We start from the raw sequence: 18114 nt of genomic DNA, 5'->3' as shown, positions 1-18114 counted from the left end.
TGTCCTTTGCTACTGTTCCGAGTGTTCCGATGTCGGGCCGGTGGACGCCAGTCGCCACATGGCCAGCCAATAGGCCACCAGGGTGGCCGCGTATCCAGTCATTACCGGCATGAAGTAACCGGCGAACCACTTTGCCACGATGACAAACAGAATCACCGCCAGCACGAGCTTGAAGGCCATAGCCTTGTAAAAGGCCGCGATCATCACCTTCGGATCACGCCCCAGGCTCAACCCGATGCGCAGGCCGGTTACTGCTGTCAGCAGCAATCCGATGCCACCGCCGACCAGGACGGCCAGGCCCATTTCCCCGCCCGCCAGCAGGCCGTAGACGACCGCGCCGAGCACGCTGAGAATGGCCTGCCAGCGCAGGAGCCAGGCAACAGTGTGAGCGAATTTCTCGTGCACCTGTGAAGGCCCCTCGCCGATGCCCTGTCTCGATGTCGGGCTTGTCGACGCAATTTCCATCGACAAAAATGCCACCGCCGATGCTCTGAGCATCACCGGTGGCTACAAATCCCGAGAATTATAGCAGGGGCGAGAAGCGGGCGGCAAGCCGATTGCCGCCCGCCGGCAGGTTTTCAGAACGCGCGGCCGAATTCCCGGATGAGGGCCGAGACGGCCCGCGTCTCGGGCAGCTCGGCGTCAATCGTGATCCGCTCGCCAGCACGCATGAGTTCCAGGGTCACCGTCTCGCCACCCCGGCCCATCAGGACTCGGCCGATCTCGACCGGGCGTGACACGGCCTCCCCGTCGATACTCAGAACCACATCCCCGTCCTGAAGCTGGAGCGGATTGTCCGCATCGATGCGCAGCACGACCACGCCCTCGCCCGTTCCGAAGTAGGCTTCGAGCCCGGCGTGGTTGCTGATCATGTCGCTGTTGCGGCCCAGGCCGGCCAGGCGCGGGGGCAGCGGCGGCATCGGGTGTTCCAGCACACGCCGCAGCCCTGCACCGTCCTCGAGCACGAATACCTCACGATCCACTCGCGGTGCATCGGGCGCGTCCGGCGCATCGGGTGCCGGGGGCGGACCCTTGATGTCGTGCGTGATCACGCGGATATCCCGGGCCGGGGAAGATGCGGCTACATCGAAAGAGAGCCGCTCGCCTTCTCGCTCCACAACCACCGGCACGGATTGACCGACCTCGAGATCCTCCATTGGCACACGCCAGCTTTCCGGCTCGGACGCGTCCACTTCTAGGCCATTTATCGATATGAGCCGGTCACCCGCCTTGATGCCAGCCTTCTCAGCACCGCTGCCGGGAGTCACGCCAACAATCATGGTTGCCCCGTCTTCAGGACTCAGGAGCACACCCAACCGTGGCCGCACCAGCCCGGGGAATCGTTCGTCGGTGTGGAGCTCGATTCTCTCCACCCGTCGACCCCTTATCGCTTCGTGCAGCTCCTCCATCCCCTCCATGGCCGTGACCCTCTCGGCCCGTGCTTTTTCGATGTCTTCATCCGCTAGTTGGCGCTGAAGCCTTGCGAACTCACGCGCGGCCTTCGCCACCTCGCGCCGCGCCTGCTCCAGTTCCGCGCGGAGCGCTTCCCGCGAAGCCGCCTGTTCGGCTTCATCGGCGGATTCGTCGTTCGACTGCGCGTGGAGCGTCGGCGAGGTCGCCAACATCAAGGTGGTCAGTGCAATCAGTAGTGTTCTCATCTTCGGTTCCTCTATCGGGGGCATTCTGGTCACTTCAGACGCTGGCCAGCAGCATTTCACGCCGCCAGTCGCCGTCGGCATAACGCCGGTTGAGTTCGGTCAGCAGCTCAATACGCTGGCGCCAGAGTTCGCGGTCGGCCGGCGTCTCGGCCAGTTGCTCGTCGAGCCAGGCCAGCTCGGCCTCGAGCCACAGCAGCGATTCGAGTTCCATTCCGCCGACCGCACGCTGGCGCTGGTCGGAAAGCCGGTCTTCCAGGCGAGCCGAGGCAGCGCGCAGCTCGGCGAGCGTCAACCCGGTTGACCCGCTGTCGGTCGGTGCGCTCGCGATCGGTTCCCCACCGGCCGGCGGCGCGGGTGCATCGACCAGCACCGTGACCAGCACGACAACGGTCACCACCGCGGCCAGGGCCGACACGCGCCGCACGAAGCGATGCCTTCTGCGCCGGTCGAGTTCTCCGGCGATGGCCGGCCACAGATTCTCGGGCGGCCCGGATCGGTTCATGCGGGTAAAATCGATGGCGTCATCCATGTTTCATGCTCCTGGCCGGGACTTCGCCGGCCGTCAATTGCTTCCTGAGCTTTTCTCTTGCCCGCGCCAGCCGCGACTTGGACCAGGACACGCTCTGCCCGGCCAGTTCGGCGATCTCGGCATGCTTCATGCCCTCGGCATCGTGCAGCCAGACCACCTGGCGGTCGAGCTCATCGAGTTGCGCGAAGGCCCGCTCGAGGTCCAGCGCCGAATCGTGGTCCCGGGATTCCCCGGCCTCCTCGATCTCCGGCTGCCGGGTCGACTGCCGGCGGTGCTGGTCCATGACCTGGTTGACCAGGATGCGGCGCAGCCAGAATCCGAACTGCGCCGCGCTTTTCAATTGGCCGATGCGCTCGAAGACCAGCACGAAGGCCGACTGAACCGCATCCCAGGCCCGCGCCTCGCAGCCGCTGAGGCGGACCGCCAGGGTCCAGGCCGGCTGCGAGTACTGGCGGTAGACCCGCTCCTGCGTGCGGCGACAGCGTCGCTTCAGGGCGGCCAGGGCCAGGTCGTCAATGGGGCGCGAGAGGCTCATGTCGGTATATAGACGCCCGGGCGGGCGAAAAGGTCGCAGTATGCGCCCACCCGGACGGCACGGGCATGGCGCGACAACGACGGGTCAGGGCGGGCGTCTCGCGCCAGTCCGCCAGGGGCATCGAAAGCAGCCGGCCGGAGTTCTCCGGTATAGTCCCGGCGGGAATCCCCTGCGGAGCGGCAGCATGCCCAAAGACTTCAACAACATCACCGTGGTCATCACCGGCGCATCCATGGGCGTCGGCGCAGCCACCGCGCGCGCTTTTGCCGGGCTGGGCGCCAACCTGGTGCTCATTGCGCGCGGCGAGGAAAAACTGAACGAGCTTGAACGCGAGCTCGGCCTGGGCGATCGCGTGCTTGTTGCACCCATGGATGTGACCGACCTCGACGCGTTCGCGGCCATGCTGGCCGAGGCCGAACAGCGCTTCGGTTCGGTCGATGTGCTGGTCAACAACGCGGGCTACCACGCCCGGGGGCCGTTCGAGAAGCTCGACGTCGCGGATATCGGACAGATGATCGACGTCAACCTGAGGGCCCCGGCCATGGCAATTCGGCTGGCGCTGCCCGGACTCAGGAAATCGAAGCGGGCGGCGGTGATCAACGTCGCCTCGCTGGCCGGTCGTACACCAGTGCCGGGCTCGGCCACCTACTCGGCCAGCAAGTTCGGCCTGCGCGCCTTGACCCTGGCATTGCACGAGGAAATGCGCGGCGAAGGCATCAAGTTCGCCAGCGTCTCGCCCGGCCCGATCGACACCGGTTTCATCATGGATGAAATCGACCGCGCCACCGACCTGACCTTCTCCCAGCCGATTTCCACGGCCGAACAAGTGGCCGAGGCTATCGTCGAGCTGGTCGATAACACCACGCTCGACAAACCCATGCCGCGCATCAGCGGGTACCTGACCACGATCAGTTACCTGTTCCCGCGCATCGGTCGCGCGCTCAGGCCCATGCTCGAGAAGAAGGGCGCGCGCACCAAGGAAAGACTCAAGCGCGAACGGCGTTAGCGTTTGAAGCGTTCGAGCAGGCCGTCCAGCTCGTCCAGGCTGGTGTATCGGATGGTGACCTGGCCCTTGCCGGAGGCCGAGTGCTTGACGTTGACCGGCGCGCACAGGGTCTCGGTCAGCTCCTGTTCCAGGCGCTGGATATCGGCGGACTTGGGTTGCGGTTTGGCCTTTTTCGGCCCCGGCTCGCCCTCGCGCATGCGCCGCACCAGGGCTTCGGTCTGGCGGACCGACAGGTCCTTGTCGACCACCTCGTGAGCGGCGCGGATCTGGTCGGGGCGCTCGAGGGTGAGCAGGGCGCGGGCATGCCCCATGTCGATCTGCTTGCTGTCGACCATCTCGCGCACTTCCGGCGCGAGCTCCATCAGCCGGAGCAGGTTGGTCACCGAGGTGCGCGAGCGGCCGACGCTCTTGGCCGCTTGCTCGTGGGTCAGGCCGAATTCTTCGATCAAGCGCCGAAGCGCGACGGCCTCTTCGAGCGGGTTGAGGTCCTCGCGCTGGATGTTCTCGATCAGGGCCAGGGCCAGGGTGGCTTCGTCGGCAATCTCGCGAACCAGCGCCGGAATGGTTTCCATGCCGGCCATGCGACAGGCGCGCCAGCGGCGTTCGCCGGCGATCAGTTCGTAACGGCCCTGCTTCGCCAACGGCCGCACGACCACCGGCTGCACCAGGCCCTGCTCCTTGATCGAGTCCGACAGCTCCTGCAGGCGATCGGGGTCCATCGCCGATCGCGGCTGGTAGCGGCCGGGCTCGATCGCGTCAAGCGGCAGCTCCTTCAGGCCGGTCAGCTGGCCATCGGGGCTTTCCTGCTCGGCCGCCGCGCGGGTCTTGCCGAGCAAGGCATCGAGATTACGGCCCAGGGGTTTCTTCTTGCGTGAAGCGGCCATCGGCTTGGAGTTCCTACAGTCGTTGTTCTTCGGCGGCCAGATCCTGCGCCGTACTCGAGGGCGCGCGCGCCGCCTCGCCCATGCGCCGCAGGTACTCGCCGGCCAGGCCCAGGTAGGCCACCGCACCACGCGAATCGCGATCGTAATGGATGACCGACTGGCCGTAGCTGGGTGCCTCGGCCACGCGCACGTTTCGCGGCACGACGGTGGCGTAGAGTTTGTCGCCGAAATGCTGGGACAGCTGGCGCGAAACGGCACCGGAGAGATTGTTTCGGATGTCGAACATGGTCCGTACCAGGCCTTCGATCTCCAGTTCCGGATTGACCGAGTCCTGGATCTGCTCGATGGTGTTGAGCAGGGCCGTCAGGCCCTCCAGCGCGTAGTACTCGCACTGCATCGGGATCAGGACCGAATCGGCCGCCGTCAGGGCGTTGAGCGTGAGTACGCTCAGCGAGGGCGGGCAATCGATGATGATGTGGTGATAGCGCGAGGCGGCATTGGCCAGGGCGCCGCGCAGCACGGTCGCCCGGTCGTCGGTGTCCATCAGCGCCACCTCGGCGGCGGTGAGATCGCCGTTAGCCGGGACCAGGTCAAAACCCATGGCCTCGACATTGACGACCGCCTCGCTGATCGCGCACTCGCCGAGCAAGACCTCGCACAGGGTGTTCTGGTCGTCTTCGAGTTCCACGCCGGAGCCGGTCGTGGCATTACCCTGCGGGTCGATATCGATCAACAGGACGCGGCGCTCGAGCTCGGCCAGCCCGGCGGCAAGGTTGAGCGCCGTGGTCGTCTTGCCCACGCCGCCCTTCTGGTTTGTTACGGCCACAATCCGGGCCCGTCGTTTACTCATGACTTCCTCAGGATGGCCAGGCTGCGGGCACCGCTCGCGCCGGGCACGTTCAGTTCGATCCGATCGACATTGTACGCATCCGCCACCGCAGCGCACTCGTCATCTTCGAGCCGGCCCTTCATGGCCAGCAGGGTCGCGCCGGCCGAAAGCAGGTGGCCAAGCTGTTCGACCAGCCTCGGCAGCGGCGCCAGGGCCCGCGCCACCACCTGGTCGGGGGCGGCCTCGGGTACGAATTCTTCCAGTCGGGCCTGCACCGGCTCGATGTTGTCCAGGCCCAGTTCCCGGCGCACCTGGCGTAGAAAGCGCACTTTCTTGCCGTTGCTGTCGACCAGCACGAAGTGCTTGTCCGGGCAGGCGATCGCCAACGGCACACCGGGCAGCCCGGCGCCCGTGCCGGCGTCCACGATTTCGCTACCGTCGATCCACGGCAGGATACTCAGGCTATCGAGCAGATGGCGTTCGACCATGGCCGCCGGATCGTCCACGGCAGTGAGATTATAGGCGCGATTCCAGCGCGAGAGCAGGGCCAGGTAGTCGAGCAGGCGGTCAGTCTTCTCTTTTTCGAGGGTCAGGCCCAGCCCGGCCAGGCCGGCATCCAGCCTGGCGCGCAACGCATCGGTGTTCACGATTGCGGCTGCTCCCCGCCCTCGGCCCGGGTCTCGACTTCGGCCTCTTCGCCCGGCTCAGGCGGCTGCGGCAGGTCGCGGTGATGGTGGCAGGCAACCTGGTGACCGTTGTCCAGCATCTCCAGCTCGGGCACCTTCTCGGCGCAGAGCTCGGTAGCGAAGGGGCAGCGCGTGCGGAACACGCAACCCGAAGGCGGATTCATGGGCGAGGGCATGTCGCCCTGGATCGAGCGGCGGGCGCGGGCGCGCTCGCGCACCGGATCGGGAATCGGCACCGACTCGATCAGGGCCCGGGTGTAGGGATGTCGCGGCTGGCGGTAGATGCTGGATCGGTCGGCCATCTCCATGACCTTGCCCATGTACATCACCAGGATGCGGTCGGAAACGTGGCGCACGATCGACAGGTCGTGCGCGATGAAGATCAGCGACAGCTGCAGCTTTTTCTGCAGATCCTTGAGCAGGTTGACGATCTGTGCCTGGATCGAGACATCCAGCGCGCTGACCGGCTCGTCGCAGACGACCAGGCGCGGGTTGACCACCAGGGCGCGGGCGATTCCGACGCGCTGACACTGCCCGCCGGAGAACTCATGCGGGTAACGATTGATCTGGTCGGGCCGCAGGCCCACCATCTTGAGAATGCCGGTCACGCGCTCGCGGATCTGCAGGCGCGACATGGAGGGGAAGAAGGTCTTGAGCGGCTCGGCGATGATTGCGCCAACGGTCATGCGCGGGTCGAGCGAACCCTGCGGGTCCTGGAAAATGAGCTGGATCTCCCGGCGTTTTCTGCGCAGCGTCTCCTCGCTGGCCTGGGCCAGGTCCTCGCCCAGCCACAGGATCTCGCCCCGCTTGGGCCGCTGCAGGCCCAGCAGCGCTCGGGCCAGGGTCGACTTGCCGCAGCCCGACTCGCCCACGATGCCCAGCGTCTCGGCCGGGTAGACGTCGAAGCTCACGCCGTCGACAGCCCGGATGCTGTGGTAATCGTGTCGAAACAGCCAGCCGGTATCGACGCGAAAGCTCACTTCGAGATTGCGGACCTGAAGCACGGGATTGCGCATCAGCCAGCCTCCTCTTTGGACGGCAGGCCATCGAGATGGCAGCGCTTGAAGCGACCCTCGCCGATCTGTTCGAACTCCGGCAGTGCCAGGCACTTCTCCCAGGCGTAGGGACAACGGTCGCGGAAGGGACAGCCCTCGGGCACCTCGAGCAGATTCGGCGGATTACCGGGAATGGCGTGCAGAATGCCCGAGTCGTGACGATCGAGCCGCGGCACCGAAGCGAGCAGGCCTTCGGTATAGGGATGCTGCGGGTCGGCGAACAACTCGTCAATACCGGCCATCTCCATCTCCTTGCCGGCGTACATCACCAGCACGCGGTTGCACAGCCCGGCGACCACGCCCAGGTCGTGGGTGATCAGCAGGATCGCGGTCGACGACTGGGTGGAGAGCTCACCCATGAGTGAATTGATCTGTGACTGAACGGTCACGTCGAGCGCGGTGGTCGGCTCGTCAGCGATCAGGAGGTCCGGCTGGCACAAGAGCCCCATGGCGATCATCACGCGTTGGCACATGCCCCCGGACAGCTCGTGCGGATACTGGCGCATGCGCTGCTCCGCGTCGCTGAGCTGGACCAGGCGCAGCATCTCGATGGCGCGCGCGCGCGCGGCCTTCTTCTTGAGATTGCGGTGGTGGGTGAGCACCTCGATCAACTGGTCGCCGACGGTCATGTAGGGATTGAGCGAGCTGACCGGATCCTGGAAAATCATCGAGATCTTCGAACCCCGCACGCGGGTCAACTCGGGCAGCGACATGCCCAGCAGCTCCTGGCCGCGGAACTTGACCGAGCCGCTGGCCTGACCGTTCTCGGCCAGCAACCCCATCAGCGCCAGCGCCGTCTGCGTCTTGCCCGAACCCGACTCGCCCACCAGCCCCAGCGTCTCGCCGGGCTCGAGATCGAAACTGATGCCGTTGACAGCGTGCACCACGCCGTCGGGCGTGTCGAAGGAAACCGTCAGATCCCGTACTTCAAGTAAAGCCATGACAACCTCTCGGCAACCCCGGGTTTTCTAACCCGAGGTTTTCCTGAAACCTGAAACCTGAACACTGAACCCTTGTTTTCATTGCCTGTCCTTCGGATCCAGCGCATCCCTCAACCCGTCGCCGAGGAAGTTGAAGGCGAACAGGGTCACGGCCAGGAAGCTGGCCGGGTAGAGCAGCGACCACGGCGCGGTTTCCATCTCCTGGGCGCCCTCGTTGACCAGGGCTCCCCAGGAGGTCAGCGGCTCCTGAACGCCCAGGCCGAGGAAGCTCAGGAAACTCTCGACCAGGATCACCTGGGGGATGGTCAGCGTGACATAGACGATGACCACACCGAGCAGGTTGGGGATGATGTGCCGACGAATGACCTGCCACTCGGTGGCGCCGCTGGCGCGCGCGGCCTCGACGAAATCCTTGTTCTTGAGGCTGAGCGTCTGGCCGCGAACGATGCGCGCCATGTCGAGCCAGTTGATCGCGCCGATCGCGACGAAGATCAGGAAGATGTTGCGGCCGAACACCACCATCAAGAGAATAACGAAGAACATGAAGGGCATGGCATAGACGGCGTCGACGATACGCATCATCACGTTGTCGGCGCGTCCGCCGACGTAGCCGGCGAATGCACCCCAGGTCACGCCGATGATCAGCGAGACCATCGTGGCCACAAGGCCGACCAGCAGCGAGATGCGTCCGCCGATCATGGTGCGCGCAAACAGGTCGCGGCCGAGCGCATCGGTGCCGAAGAGGTGGCCGTTCTCCAGTGAAGGCGGCGAGGAGTAGTGGTCCCAGTCCGGAATCTCGTGATCCCAGCCCGACAACATGGGCCCGAAGCTGACCAGCGCGATGATCATGACCAGGACGGCCAGCGCCGCCACCGCGGCCTTGTTTTTCAGCAGCCGATGCCAGGCATCGACGTAGAGGGACCGGCCCTTGACCTCGCGGGTATCGAGCGCCTGCTCGAAGGCGTCGCGGGTTGACTCGTTCATGTCTCGGCCCCGTCGTCATAGCGGATGCGGGGATCAAGCCAGGCGTAAATCAGGTCGACCATGAAATTGAACAGAATGATGAGCACACCATAGAGGATGACCACACCCATCACCAGCGTATAGTCGCGGTTGAGCGCGCCCTGGACGAAATACGAGCCGATACCAGGAATGGTGAAGATGCGCTCGACCACCACGGATCCGGTGAGGATCGCCGCCGCGGCCGGGCCCAGATAAGAGATCACCGGCAGCAGCGCGGGCTTGAGCGCATGGCGCAGGATCACTTCCTTTTCGGGCATGCCCTTGGCGCGCACGGTCCGGATATAGCTCGAATGCAGGACCTCGATCATCGAACCTCGGGTGATGCGTGCGATGTAGGCGATCATGGGTAAGGCAAGCGTGACTACCGGCAACACCATACGATCGAAACTGAACGCCCAGCCGCCGGCCGGCACCCAGCCGAGCACGATGGCGAACAACAGGATCAGTAGTGGCGCCATGACGAAGTTCGGAATCGAGATGCCGATCATGGCGATGCTCATCACCGCGTAGTCCGCCGGCTTGTTCTGCCGCAGGGCGGCCAGGGCCCCGGTAATGACCCCGATGATCAGCGCCAGGATCAGCGCCGCCGCCCCCAGCACGAAAGATACCGGCGCGCCCTGCGCGATCAGGTCATTGACCGTCCAGTCGAGGTAGTGAAAAGACGGCCCGAGATCGCCGCGGGCGATCTGCCACAGGTATCGCGCGTACTGAAACACGAGCGGCTCGTCGAGATGATACTTCGCCGCCAGGTTGGCCTCGATATCCGGCGGCAAGGCCCGCTCCGAATCGAACGGCCCGCCGGGCGCGACGCGGATCAGGAAGAAAGCGAAAGTGATCAGGAGGAAGAGCGTCGGGATGGCTGATGCCAGTCTGCGGAGCGAGTATTTCAACATGACGCGGACCGCCTTCGATCACACTGATCTAAAGCACCAAATTCGAAGCACCAAATTCGAAACAAATTCGAAAACCCAAGCACGAAATGGCTGCCGGTTGATTTCGTGGTGCTTTTCCGTTTCGGATTTCGAATTTCGAATTTGGAATTTCGCGCCCTCACGACTCCTCCCCTTCGGACGCTTCATCGTCATCGTCTGCTCCGACCTCTCGGCTCCTCACCAGATACATATGGCGCGTCAGGTGGTGATCCATGACGTTTTCTTTCCAGCCTTTCAGGCGCGGGTCGATGAGGCGCTTGGTGACGTAGTTGTAGACGGGCAGGATCACCTGGTCGGCCAGGATCATGCGCTCGGCTTCGGCCATCAGGTTGCGGCGGCTGGCCGGGATCCGTTCGGCGGCGATGCGCTCGAGGAGGCGATCGAAGCGCGGATTGTCGTAGCCGGCGTCGTTGCGGCCGTGCTCGGAGTGAAACAGTTCGAGGAAAGTGAACGCGTCCTGGTAGTCGCCGATCCAGCCGGAACGAAACACCTCGGTAACGCGACGCTGGGCGCGGTTCTGAAGGAAGACCCGGAACTCCTCGTTGATCAGGCGTGTACGCACGCCGAGCACCTGCTTCCACATGGCCGCGATGGCCACGGCGATCTTGCGGTGGTTCTCGGAGGTGTTGTAGCGAAGCTCCACCTGCAGCGGGCGTTCCTCGCTGTAGCCAGCCTCCCGATAGAGCCGTATTGCCTCGGCTTCGCGCTCCTCCTGGCTCATGTCGGCCCAGTCGGTGGCCGGCGGTTCGTACTCGGGCAGGCCCGGCGGCACCAGGTTGAAGGTCGGTATCTCACCGAAGCGGCTGACCCGTTCGGTCAGGATTTCGCGGTCGATGGCGAGGTTGAGCGCCCGCCTCAGCGCGAGGTTGTCCTCGAAGGGCGGGCGAGTGAGATTGAAGGAAAAGAAGTACGTGCCGAACCAGGGCGCGACCATCATTGCCTCGTCCAGGTTTTTCCGGAGCCACTTGAACTGGTTCGACGGCACCTGGTAGGTCCAGTGAAGGTCGCCCGCGCGAAAGCGGTTGAACTCGGTGTTCTCGTCCTCCAGGGGATAGAACACCACGCGCTCGACGATGACATCGTCAGCAGCGCGGTAGTGCGGGTTCTTCACCAGCTCGATGCTCGAGCGCACGCGCCATTCTTCGAGCGTGTAGGCGCCGTTGGAGACCAGGTTGCCGGGACGCACGTGACTGTCGCCGTGCGCCTCGACCGCCTGCCGGTAGACCGGGTAAGTGGTGGGATGGGTCAGCAGCCCCAGGAAATAGGGGGTGGGATGGTTGAGATCGACCTGGAAGGTCGCCTCGTTGAGCGCTGTCACGCCCAGAGCATCCGGCGGCAGTTCACCGGCGAAGATCGCCTCGGCATTGGCCACCGGTGAGAGCATGCGGCCATAGGACGCACTGGTGGCCGGATCGACCGCACGCCGCCACGACCACACGAAATCCTCGGCCGTGAGCGGCTCGCCGTTGCTCCAGCGTGCGTCGGGGTCCAGGAAGAAAGTGTAGGTCAGTCCGTCCCGGCTGATGTCCCAGTGCCGCGCCGCACCGGGCACGATGTGCCCGTCCGCGGTGGTGGTGGCCAGTCCCTCGAACAGGTCGCGCAGGATATTGGTCGAAGGCACGCCCTCGGCCAGGTGCGGATCCAGGGTCTGTGGCTCCTCGCCGTTGCCGCGATGCACGACCTGGGACTCGGCCAGGATGCCGGGAACCGGCTGGCCGTCCTCATCGAGCACCACTTCGACCGGCTCGGCCAGCCCCGAGATCGGTTCCGGCTCGCCCTCTTCCTGCTCGCCGCAGCCGGCCAGCAGCATTACCAGGCATAGCGGCCAGAGCCGTCTCACGGCAGCGATATCCAGCGCGAGAGGTGAATGTCCATGGGGTTGTCTTCGAATCCGCGCACGCGAGAGTCCACGAGATGCCTCGAAACATAGTAGTACAAGGGCACGATAACCTGTTGGTCGAGCAAGCGTCTTTCAGCCTGTCGGAGCGTTTCGAGACGGTCCTCGCCGCGCTGATTACCGGACCGGCGCATCAGCCCGTCGTAGACCGGGTCGTCGAAAAAGGTGTAGTTGCCGGGGCTGTCGCTCTCGAACAGCTGCAGAAAATTGGCGGCATCGCGCCAGTCGGCGATCCAGCCGCCGCGGAAGACCTCGGTGATCCGGCCGTGGCGGCGGTTGGCGATGAAGACCTTCCATTCCTCGTTGACCAGGCGTGTCTGCACACCCAGGTGCAGCTTCCACATGGCGGCAATCGCCGCGGCCATGCGGCGATGCGTCAGCGATGTATTGAAGCGCAACTCCACCTGCAGCGGTCGATCCTCGCCATAACCGGCCTCGCGGTAGAGGCGCTCCGCTTCTGCCAGGCGTTCGCCGACCGGTAACGGCGGCTCGCGCCCCTCGGGCCAGCCGGGCATGCCCGGCGGCAGCAGTCCCCAGGCCGGAATCTCGCCCGAGCCGAGCACGCGCTCGGTGATGATGTCGCGATCGATGGCCAGGCTCAGCGCGTGACGCAGCTTCGGCGCCTCGGCGAACGGTTCACGCCGGAAGTTGAATCCGAGGAAGAAACTGCCCAGGTAGGGCGAGATTCTCAGTTGGTCACCGAACTGCTCGCGCAGCCAGTCGACACGGCCGGGTGGAATGGTCTCGGTGACGTGCAGCTGCCCGGCGCGATAGCGGGCAAGCTCGACGTTGGGCTGCTCGATGACGTGCCAGGTCACACCGTCGAGTTCCAGCTGATCGGCGGCGCGGTATTGGCTGTTCGCCTCGAGCTCGAGACGGGCGCCGGGCACTTGCTCCGCCAGCACGAAGGCGCCGCTGAAGCGTGGCGCCTCACCCGGCCAGGGATAGGTCACCGGGTGGGTCAGCAACTCGCCGAACCAGGGCAACGGCCGCTTCAGTCGTACCTCGAGCCGCCCGGAGTCAAGCGCCTCGATGCCGAGTTCGTCGGCATCGACCTCGCCGGTGCGCAGCTCGTGAGCATTCTCGACCACATCGAGCAAGGCGGCCGTGGGCGAGGCCGTGGCCGGATCGAGGGCACGCCGCCAGCCGGCAACGAAATCGTCGGCGACGATGCGCTCGCCGTCCGACCAGCGCGCCGATTCATCCAGTTCGAAATGCCAAACCCGGCCGTCCTCGCTGACCGACCAGGACCTCGCCACGCCGGGGATCAGCTCGGCCTTCGCGTCGAGGGTGAGCAGCCCCTCGTGCAAATCGCGCAGCACGTTCAGCGCCGAAAGGCTTTGCGCCGCGTGAAGATCGAGTGAATCCGGTTCCGGCCCCACGCCGCGATGCAGCGTCGCTGCTTGTAGCGGGATTGCGCAGAGGGCAAGGGCGAAAAATAATGGGACCACGGAAAGCACGGAAGACACGGAAAAAACACAAGTTCGAAGCCGCCCCGGTCGAGCCAGGGTGCGCAATCGGTCCACAACAAGCTCTGTGAGGCGAGACCGGATTCCACTTTCTTTCTTTCCGTGCATTCCGTGTCTTCCGTGGTTCCAGTGATTTTCAGGGGATCGGTGCCTCGCTTCCATGCAGCATCCGGGCAAAAAAGCGATAATCGGCGCTTCATTCTAGCCGGCGATTGCATCTTGAATCCCGACACCATCCTGACCGACAAGCGTGAGCTCGCTGCCTGGCTCGAATCCGGCTGCAGGCCGGAATCCGAATGGCGCATCGGCACCGAGCACGAGAAATTCGGCTTCTGTACCGAAACGCTCCGGCCGCTGCCCTACGAGGGTGAACGATCCATCCGCGTCTTGCTCGAGGGCCTGGCCGAAGGCTTCGGCTGGGAGCGAGTGCTCGAAGACGGCCTTCCCGTTGCACTCAAGAAGGATGGCTGCTCGATCACCCTCGAACCCGGCGGCCAGCTCGAACTTTCGGGCGAGTTGCTGGACAACCTGCACGAGACCTGCGACGAGGTCAACACGCATCTTGCCGAAGTACGCACCGTGGCCGAACCGCTGGGCATCGGTTTTCTCGGCATGGGCTTTCATCCCACCGCCGCGCTCGACGACATCGACTGGATGCCCAAGGCGCGTTACGTGATCATGCGCAACTACATGCCCAAGGTCGGCCGGCTCGGCCACGACATGATGAAGCGCACCTGCACCGTGCAGGTCAACCTGGACTTCGCCAGCGAGGCCGACATGGTGGCCAAGTTCCGCGCCTCGCTCGCCCTGCAACCGATCGCCACCGCCCTGTTTGCCGACTCCCCGTTCGTCGAGGGGCGTCCCAGCGGGTTTCTCAGCTACCGCTCGCATGTCTGGACGGATACCGACCCGGACCGCACCGGAACGCTGCCCTGGGTATTCGAATCGGGCATGGGCTTCGAACGCTACGTCGACTACATGCTCGACGTGCCGATGTATTTCGTGAAACGCGGCGAGCGGATGATCGACTGCGCCGGCCAGAGCTTTCGCGATTTCCTAGCCGGGCGCCTGCCGGCGCTGCCGGGCGAACAACCGACGCTGTCGGACTGGGAAGACCACCTCACCACGGCCTTTCCCGAGGTTCGACTCAAGCGTTTTCTTGAAATGCGCGGGGCCGACGGCGGCCCCTGGCGACGGCTGTGTGCCCTGCCGGCTTTCTGGGTGGGACTGCTCTACGACGCCGACAGCCTGGCCGCCTGCCTGGACATGACCCGCGACTGGAATGCCGATGAACGTGAACGCCTGCGTCGTGACGTCGCCCGGGAGGGTCTGCGAGCCGAAATTCGCGGCCGAAGCGTTCACGCGATCGCCGGCGAGTTGCTCGAGCTGGCGCATCGAGGCCTGGCACGCCGCCAGCGGCTCAGCGGCAGCGGAGACCACGAAGGCGGTTTTCTCGAATCCCTGCAGAAGGTGGTGGACCGCGGCACCACACCGGCCGAGGTCAAGCTCGCCGCCTACGAGGGTGAATGGGGCGGCGACCTGAGCCACCTGTTCAGAAAGCACGCTTACTGAGCGGTCCCTGGCGGGCAGGGACGATCAATAGGGCAATTGCAGTTTCGGATCCAGCTCGAGCAGTTTTTCGCGGAATTCCCCACGAACCTGTCCCAGGGCAGCCGCCTCGTCGGCTCCGAAGCGCAGGACCAGGCGGCCGGAATCGGCATCCACACGCGCAAGACCCCAGCGGTCGGGCCAGTCCACGCGCAATCCATCGACGCGTGTGAGCTGCGCATCGCCGAAATCGGATTCCTGTCCCAGGCGCTCCACGAGTGACCGCGAGTGCTCCCGGTCGATGTCGATCGTGATCTCCGGACTGGCACGGAATTGCGGTTGCTCGGCCAGGATCTCGTCGACCTCGCGCGCGTCGGCGGCCAGCATCTCCAGCAGCCGGGCGGCCGCATAAATGGCGTCGTCGAAGGAATACCAGCGGTCGTTGACGAACAGGTGACCGCCCATATCGCCGCCCAGCGGCGCACTTTCCTCACGCAGTCGCTGTGCAACGGGCTGCTGGCCGGTAGCGGTCATGATGCCTCGCCCGCCGGCGCGCTCGACGACGTGCTGCAAATGCCCCGAGCAGCGCACATCGAAGACCACCGCTTCCCCGGGCCGCGCCGGCACGATCTCCGCGGCCAGCATCATCAACAGGCGGTCGGGCCAGACGATCTCACCGTTTCGCGTCACCAGGACCAGGCGGTCGGCGTCGCCGTCGAAGGCAATGCCCAGATCGGCCTGGAAATTGCGCACGCACAGGCGCAGGTCCTCGAGATCGTCGGGTGACGACGGGTCCGGCCGGTGATTGGGAAAGGCTCCGTCGACATCGCAGTAGAGCGGAATCAGGTCGGCGCCGATCGCCTGCAGCAACTTCGGTACCACCGCGCCGCCGACGCCGTTGCCGCAGTCGACCACCACCTTGAGCGGACGTTCGAGCTGGATGTCGGTGGTCAGGCGCTTGCCGTAGCGCTCGAGGACATCCTGCTGCTCGTAACCGCCGTCGCCCTCGGCAAAGTCCTTCTCCTCCGCGCGGCGGGCCAGTTCGGCCATGCCGCCGGGCTCGATCAATTCACCGCCGATCATCATGCGGAAACCGTTGTATTCGGGCGGGTGATGCGAGGCGGTCACCATCACGCCGCAGCCCTCTGCCAACTCCGTGGCGGCGAACCACAACAGCGGCGTGGGCACTGCGCCGATCTCGATGACATCGACGCCGCTGTTGCGCAGGCCCCGGGTCACCGCCGACAGCAGCACGGGCCCGCTGAATCGACCATCGCGGGCGACGGCGATGCGCGAAAACCCGCGCCCGGCGACGATCGACCCGATGGCCTGGCCGATATCGGTCGCCTTCGAGACCGTCAGATCCTCTTCGGCAATACCCAGGACTTGATGCGAGCGGAAAATGCCGGCGGGGAGCAAAGTCGTCTCGCCGGAATCCGGCACGGGTTCCGGCTGCGACTCCGGTTGCGGTTCCGGCTCGGCGGTCGGTTCCAAGTCGGGTTCGGGCTTGGGTTCTGCCTCGGCTTCCGACTCGGAAGTCGGCTCGGGCTCGAGTTCGAGAGCGGAGTTATCAAAGTCGAGCACGTCCGCCTCTTTGGCCTGCTCGTCGGCGCCGGCATCGGGGCGCTCCTGCCAATCGTCATCCTCCAGCGCCAATTCGAGCGCATCCTCCTCGGGTCCCTCGGCTTCCGGCGCTTCATGTTGCTCATCGATCGCATCCGGCTCGGAGTCGAGCGCGACCTCATCCTGCTTGTCCCCGGCATCGCTGAACGCGAAGTCCAGGTCGAGACCCGTGCCCTCCGACTCGTGTTCCGGGTCGGTTTCGGATTCCCCGAATTCGAGTTCTTCATCCAGCGCGGGCAGTTCCTCCTCATCGGGCTCGACCGAATCTTCTGTAAAGTCGAAGTTCTCCAGTTCAAGCAGGCTATCGTCTTCCGAGGGTTCGTCCGAGCCCTGATCCGCCGCCCGCGCGCCGTGTCCTGCCTGCGACGCGCCTTCATCGCCTGCAGCCGGCCCCTGGCCCTTGGCTTCCTCGGCCTCGATCTGCTCGTAGATCTCGTCGAGGTCCGGAACGTCGATAGCCGCTTCCGGATCGGGGGAGTCCTGCCTGGCGGGCTCGCTGAACGGACCGGCGTCGTCATCACCGGCGGCCTCGTCCAGCATCCAGTCGGGCAGGTCCTGCTGGTCGCCGCCGGCCTCACTGGAGGCAGGGGCGGCAGCGGCGGGGCGTGATGCCGCCGTTTCCTTTTCCTTTTTCTTTTCAGCTGGAGGTTCAGCTTCGGCTGGCCGTTTGCTTGTCTCCTCTGGCTCGAAGGGGCGTCCGGCCTTCCGCAGCGATACCAGTCCGGCGATCGCGAGTAGCAGGCCGATCCCCGCTACGGCGCCACCCATCATCGGCGCAGCCCCACCCGTGCTTTCAGCGCGCGCCCAGTGCAGGCTCAGTTGGCTGTCGGCGATAATTGCCTGTCCACCCGGCGCCCCTTCACCCGCGCGGGAGCCCTTGCCGGCGATCACGGTCTCGCCCTGCTGCACGGCAAGCCAGCGGTCCTCGCCCGGTTCAGCCAGCCGCCGCGTCACGACACTGACCGGCAGGCGTACGAACAGGTAGCCCGCGAGCTCGCCCTGTTCATCCGAATCAGCCGAGCGCAGGGCCTGGGCGAAAGCCAGGTTTTCGTTGGCCGTGCCGGGGTAGTGCACTTCCGCCGGCGCACTGCCCTGTTGCCGGGCGCTGAGCAGCATCTGGATGACGCCGAAATTCGGCTCGGGATATGCGCCGGTCTCGATGTCTTCGATGCTCGGCGGAAACACCCGCACATCGATCAGGTTGGCGATGCCGGCATCCTGCAGGTGCCGGCGCAGCCGATCGGAATCGGCATCATCGCTGGCCAGGACGGTGCGGGCGGTCTCCAGCACCTCCGGCGACGCCATCGCTTCGCGCACCTGCGCGATACCCTCTGCGATCCTGTCGATGCTGCTTGTTGCGGCAGTGTCGGCCGGAACGTTTTCGTCAACCGCTCCCATCGCATTCCACGCCAGCCACAAGCCGGCCATCAGCGCCACGATGCCGACACCCATTAAGGCCAGTCCGAGCGGCCTGGCAAGGCCCCGGCCCGGCATTTTTT

General features: G+C 65.2%; 16 protein-coding genes. 2 read left to right on the top strand and 14 right to left on the bottom strand.

Annotated features, from left to right (window positions below; translation table 11 throughout):
• Positions 1 to 9: 9 nt before the first annotated feature.
• From ACDC66_RS00640 to ACDC66_RS00625, 4 genes are all read right to left on the bottom strand, one after another.
• Complete coding sequence (locus ACDC66_RS00640; RefSeq protein WP_376694740.1) at positions 10 to 498, bottom strand: ATP synthase subunit I; 489 nt, start codon at positions 496 to 498, stop codon at positions 10 to 12.
• Between the two features lie 80 nt (positions 499 to 578).
• Positions 579 to 1658 carry a PDZ domain-containing protein gene (locus ACDC66_RS00635; RefSeq protein ID WP_376694739.1) on the bottom strand — a complete coding sequence of 360 codons (1080 nt, stop codon included), beginning with the start codon at positions 1656 to 1658 and terminating at the stop codon, positions 579 to 581.
• A gap of 34 nt (positions 1659 to 1692) precedes the next feature.
• Entirely contained in the window at positions 1693 to 2187 is a 495-nt protein-coding gene (locus tag ACDC66_RS00630) for a hypothetical protein (protein WP_376694738.1), read from the bottom strand.
• Positions 2180 to 2722 carry an RNA polymerase sigma factor gene (locus ACDC66_RS00625; protein ID WP_376694737.1) on the bottom strand — a complete coding sequence of 181 codons (543 nt, stop codon included), beginning with the start codon at positions 2720 to 2722 and terminating at the stop codon, positions 2180 to 2182. The genes ACDC66_RS00630 and ACDC66_RS00625 overlap by 8 nt, the downstream gene beginning before the upstream one ends.
• Before the next feature lie 184 nt (positions 2723 to 2906).
• On the opposite strand from ACDC66_RS00625, the gene ACDC66_RS00620 reads away from it, so the two are divergent.
• Positions 2907 to 3728 carry an SDR family NAD(P)-dependent oxidoreductase gene (locus ACDC66_RS00620; protein WP_376694736.1) on the top strand — a complete coding sequence of 274 codons (822 nt, stop codon included), beginning with the start codon at positions 2907 to 2909 and terminating at the stop codon, positions 3726 to 3728.
• On the opposite strand, the gene ACDC66_RS00615 is transcribed toward ACDC66_RS00620, so the two are convergent.
• The 9 genes from ACDC66_RS00615 to ACDC66_RS00575 all read right to left on the bottom strand — a co-directional run bounded on the left by ACDC66_RS00615 (position 3725) and on the right by ACDC66_RS00575 (position 13297).
• Positions 3725 to 4612 carry a ParB/RepB/Spo0J family partition protein gene (locus ACDC66_RS00615; RefSeq protein WP_376694735.1) on the bottom strand — a complete coding sequence of 296 codons (888 nt, stop codon included), beginning with the start codon at positions 4610 to 4612 and terminating at the stop codon, positions 3725 to 3727. The two genes, ACDC66_RS00620 and ACDC66_RS00615, sit on opposite strands and share 4 nt — an antisense overlap.
• 13 nt (positions 4613 to 4625) lie before the next feature.
• Positions 4626 to 5462, bottom strand: coding sequence for a ParA family protein (locus ACDC66_RS00610; protein ID WP_376694734.1), 837 nt, complete (start codon positions 5460 to 5462; stop codon positions 4626 to 4628).
• Complete coding sequence (gene rsmG / locus ACDC66_RS00605) at positions 5459 to 6088, bottom strand: 16S rRNA (guanine(527)-N(7))-methyltransferase RsmG (RefSeq protein WP_376694733.1); 630 nt, start codon at positions 6086 to 6088, stop codon at positions 5459 to 5461. Before rsmG ends, ACDC66_RS00610 begins: the two co-directional genes overlap by 4 nt.
• The gene (locus ACDC66_RS00600; protein WP_376694732.1) at positions 6085 to 7143 is read right to left on the bottom strand and encodes an ABC transporter ATP-binding protein; all 1059 of its coding nucleotides are present in this window, start codon (positions 7141 to 7143) and stop codon (positions 6085 to 6087) included. The genes rsmG and ACDC66_RS00600 overlap by 4 nt, the downstream gene beginning before the upstream one ends.
• Complete coding sequence (locus ACDC66_RS00595) at positions 7143 to 8123, bottom strand: ABC transporter ATP-binding protein (protein ID WP_376694731.1); 981 nt, start codon at positions 8121 to 8123, stop codon at positions 7143 to 7145. The genes ACDC66_RS00600 and ACDC66_RS00595 overlap by 1 nt, the downstream gene beginning before the upstream one ends.
• Positions 8124 to 8201: 78 nt before the next feature.
• Positions 8202 to 9107: an ABC transporter permease subunit gene (locus tag ACDC66_RS00590; protein WP_376694730.1), complete on the bottom strand. Its 906-nt coding sequence runs from the start codon at positions 9105 to 9107 to the stop codon at positions 8202 to 8204.
• Positions 9104 to 10039 carry an oligopeptide ABC transporter permease OppB gene (gene oppB, locus ACDC66_RS00585; RefSeq protein WP_376694729.1) on the bottom strand — a complete coding sequence of 312 codons (936 nt, stop codon included), beginning with the start codon at positions 10037 to 10039 and terminating at the stop codon, positions 9104 to 9106. Before oppB ends, ACDC66_RS00590 begins: the two co-directional genes overlap by 4 nt.
• Positions 10040 to 10196: 157 nt before the next feature.
• Positions 10197 to 11918 (bottom strand): peptide ABC transporter substrate-binding protein, encoded by a 1722-nt coding sequence (locus ACDC66_RS00580; RefSeq protein WP_376694728.1) that lies wholly within the window; start codon positions 11916 to 11918, stop codon positions 10197 to 10199.
• On the bottom strand, positions 11915 to 13297 hold the full coding sequence (locus ACDC66_RS00575; protein WP_376694727.1) for a peptide ABC transporter substrate-binding protein: 1383 nt from the start codon (positions 13295 to 13297) through the stop codon (positions 11915 to 11917). Before ACDC66_RS00575 ends, ACDC66_RS00580 begins: the two co-directional genes overlap by 4 nt.
• Before the next feature lie 366 nt (positions 13298 to 13663).
• Here ACDC66_RS00575 and ACDC66_RS00570 point away from each other — a divergent pair, with 366 nt between their 5' ends.
• Positions 13664 to 15016: a glutamate--cysteine ligase gene (locus tag ACDC66_RS00570; RefSeq protein ID WP_376694726.1), complete on the top strand. Its 1353-nt coding sequence runs from the start codon at positions 13664 to 13666 to the stop codon at positions 15014 to 15016.
• Positions 15017 to 15040: 24 nt separating this feature from the next.
• On the opposite strand, the gene ACDC66_RS00565 is transcribed toward ACDC66_RS00570, so the two are convergent.
• Entirely contained in the window at positions 15041 to 18067 is a 3027-nt protein-coding gene (locus ACDC66_RS00565; protein ID WP_376694725.1) for a hypothetical protein, read from the bottom strand.
• Positions 18068 to 18114 lie beyond the last annotated feature (47 nt).

The sequence above is a fragment of the Wenzhouxiangella psychrophila genome (assembly GCF_042310375.1).
In the GTDB taxonomy this organism is placed as follows: domain Bacteria; phylum Pseudomonadota; class Gammaproteobacteria; order Xanthomonadales; family Wenzhouxiangellaceae; genus Wenzhouxiangella.
Note: the sequence above shows the minus strand (reverse complement) of the source record. Positions and strands in the feature narration are given on the sequence as shown.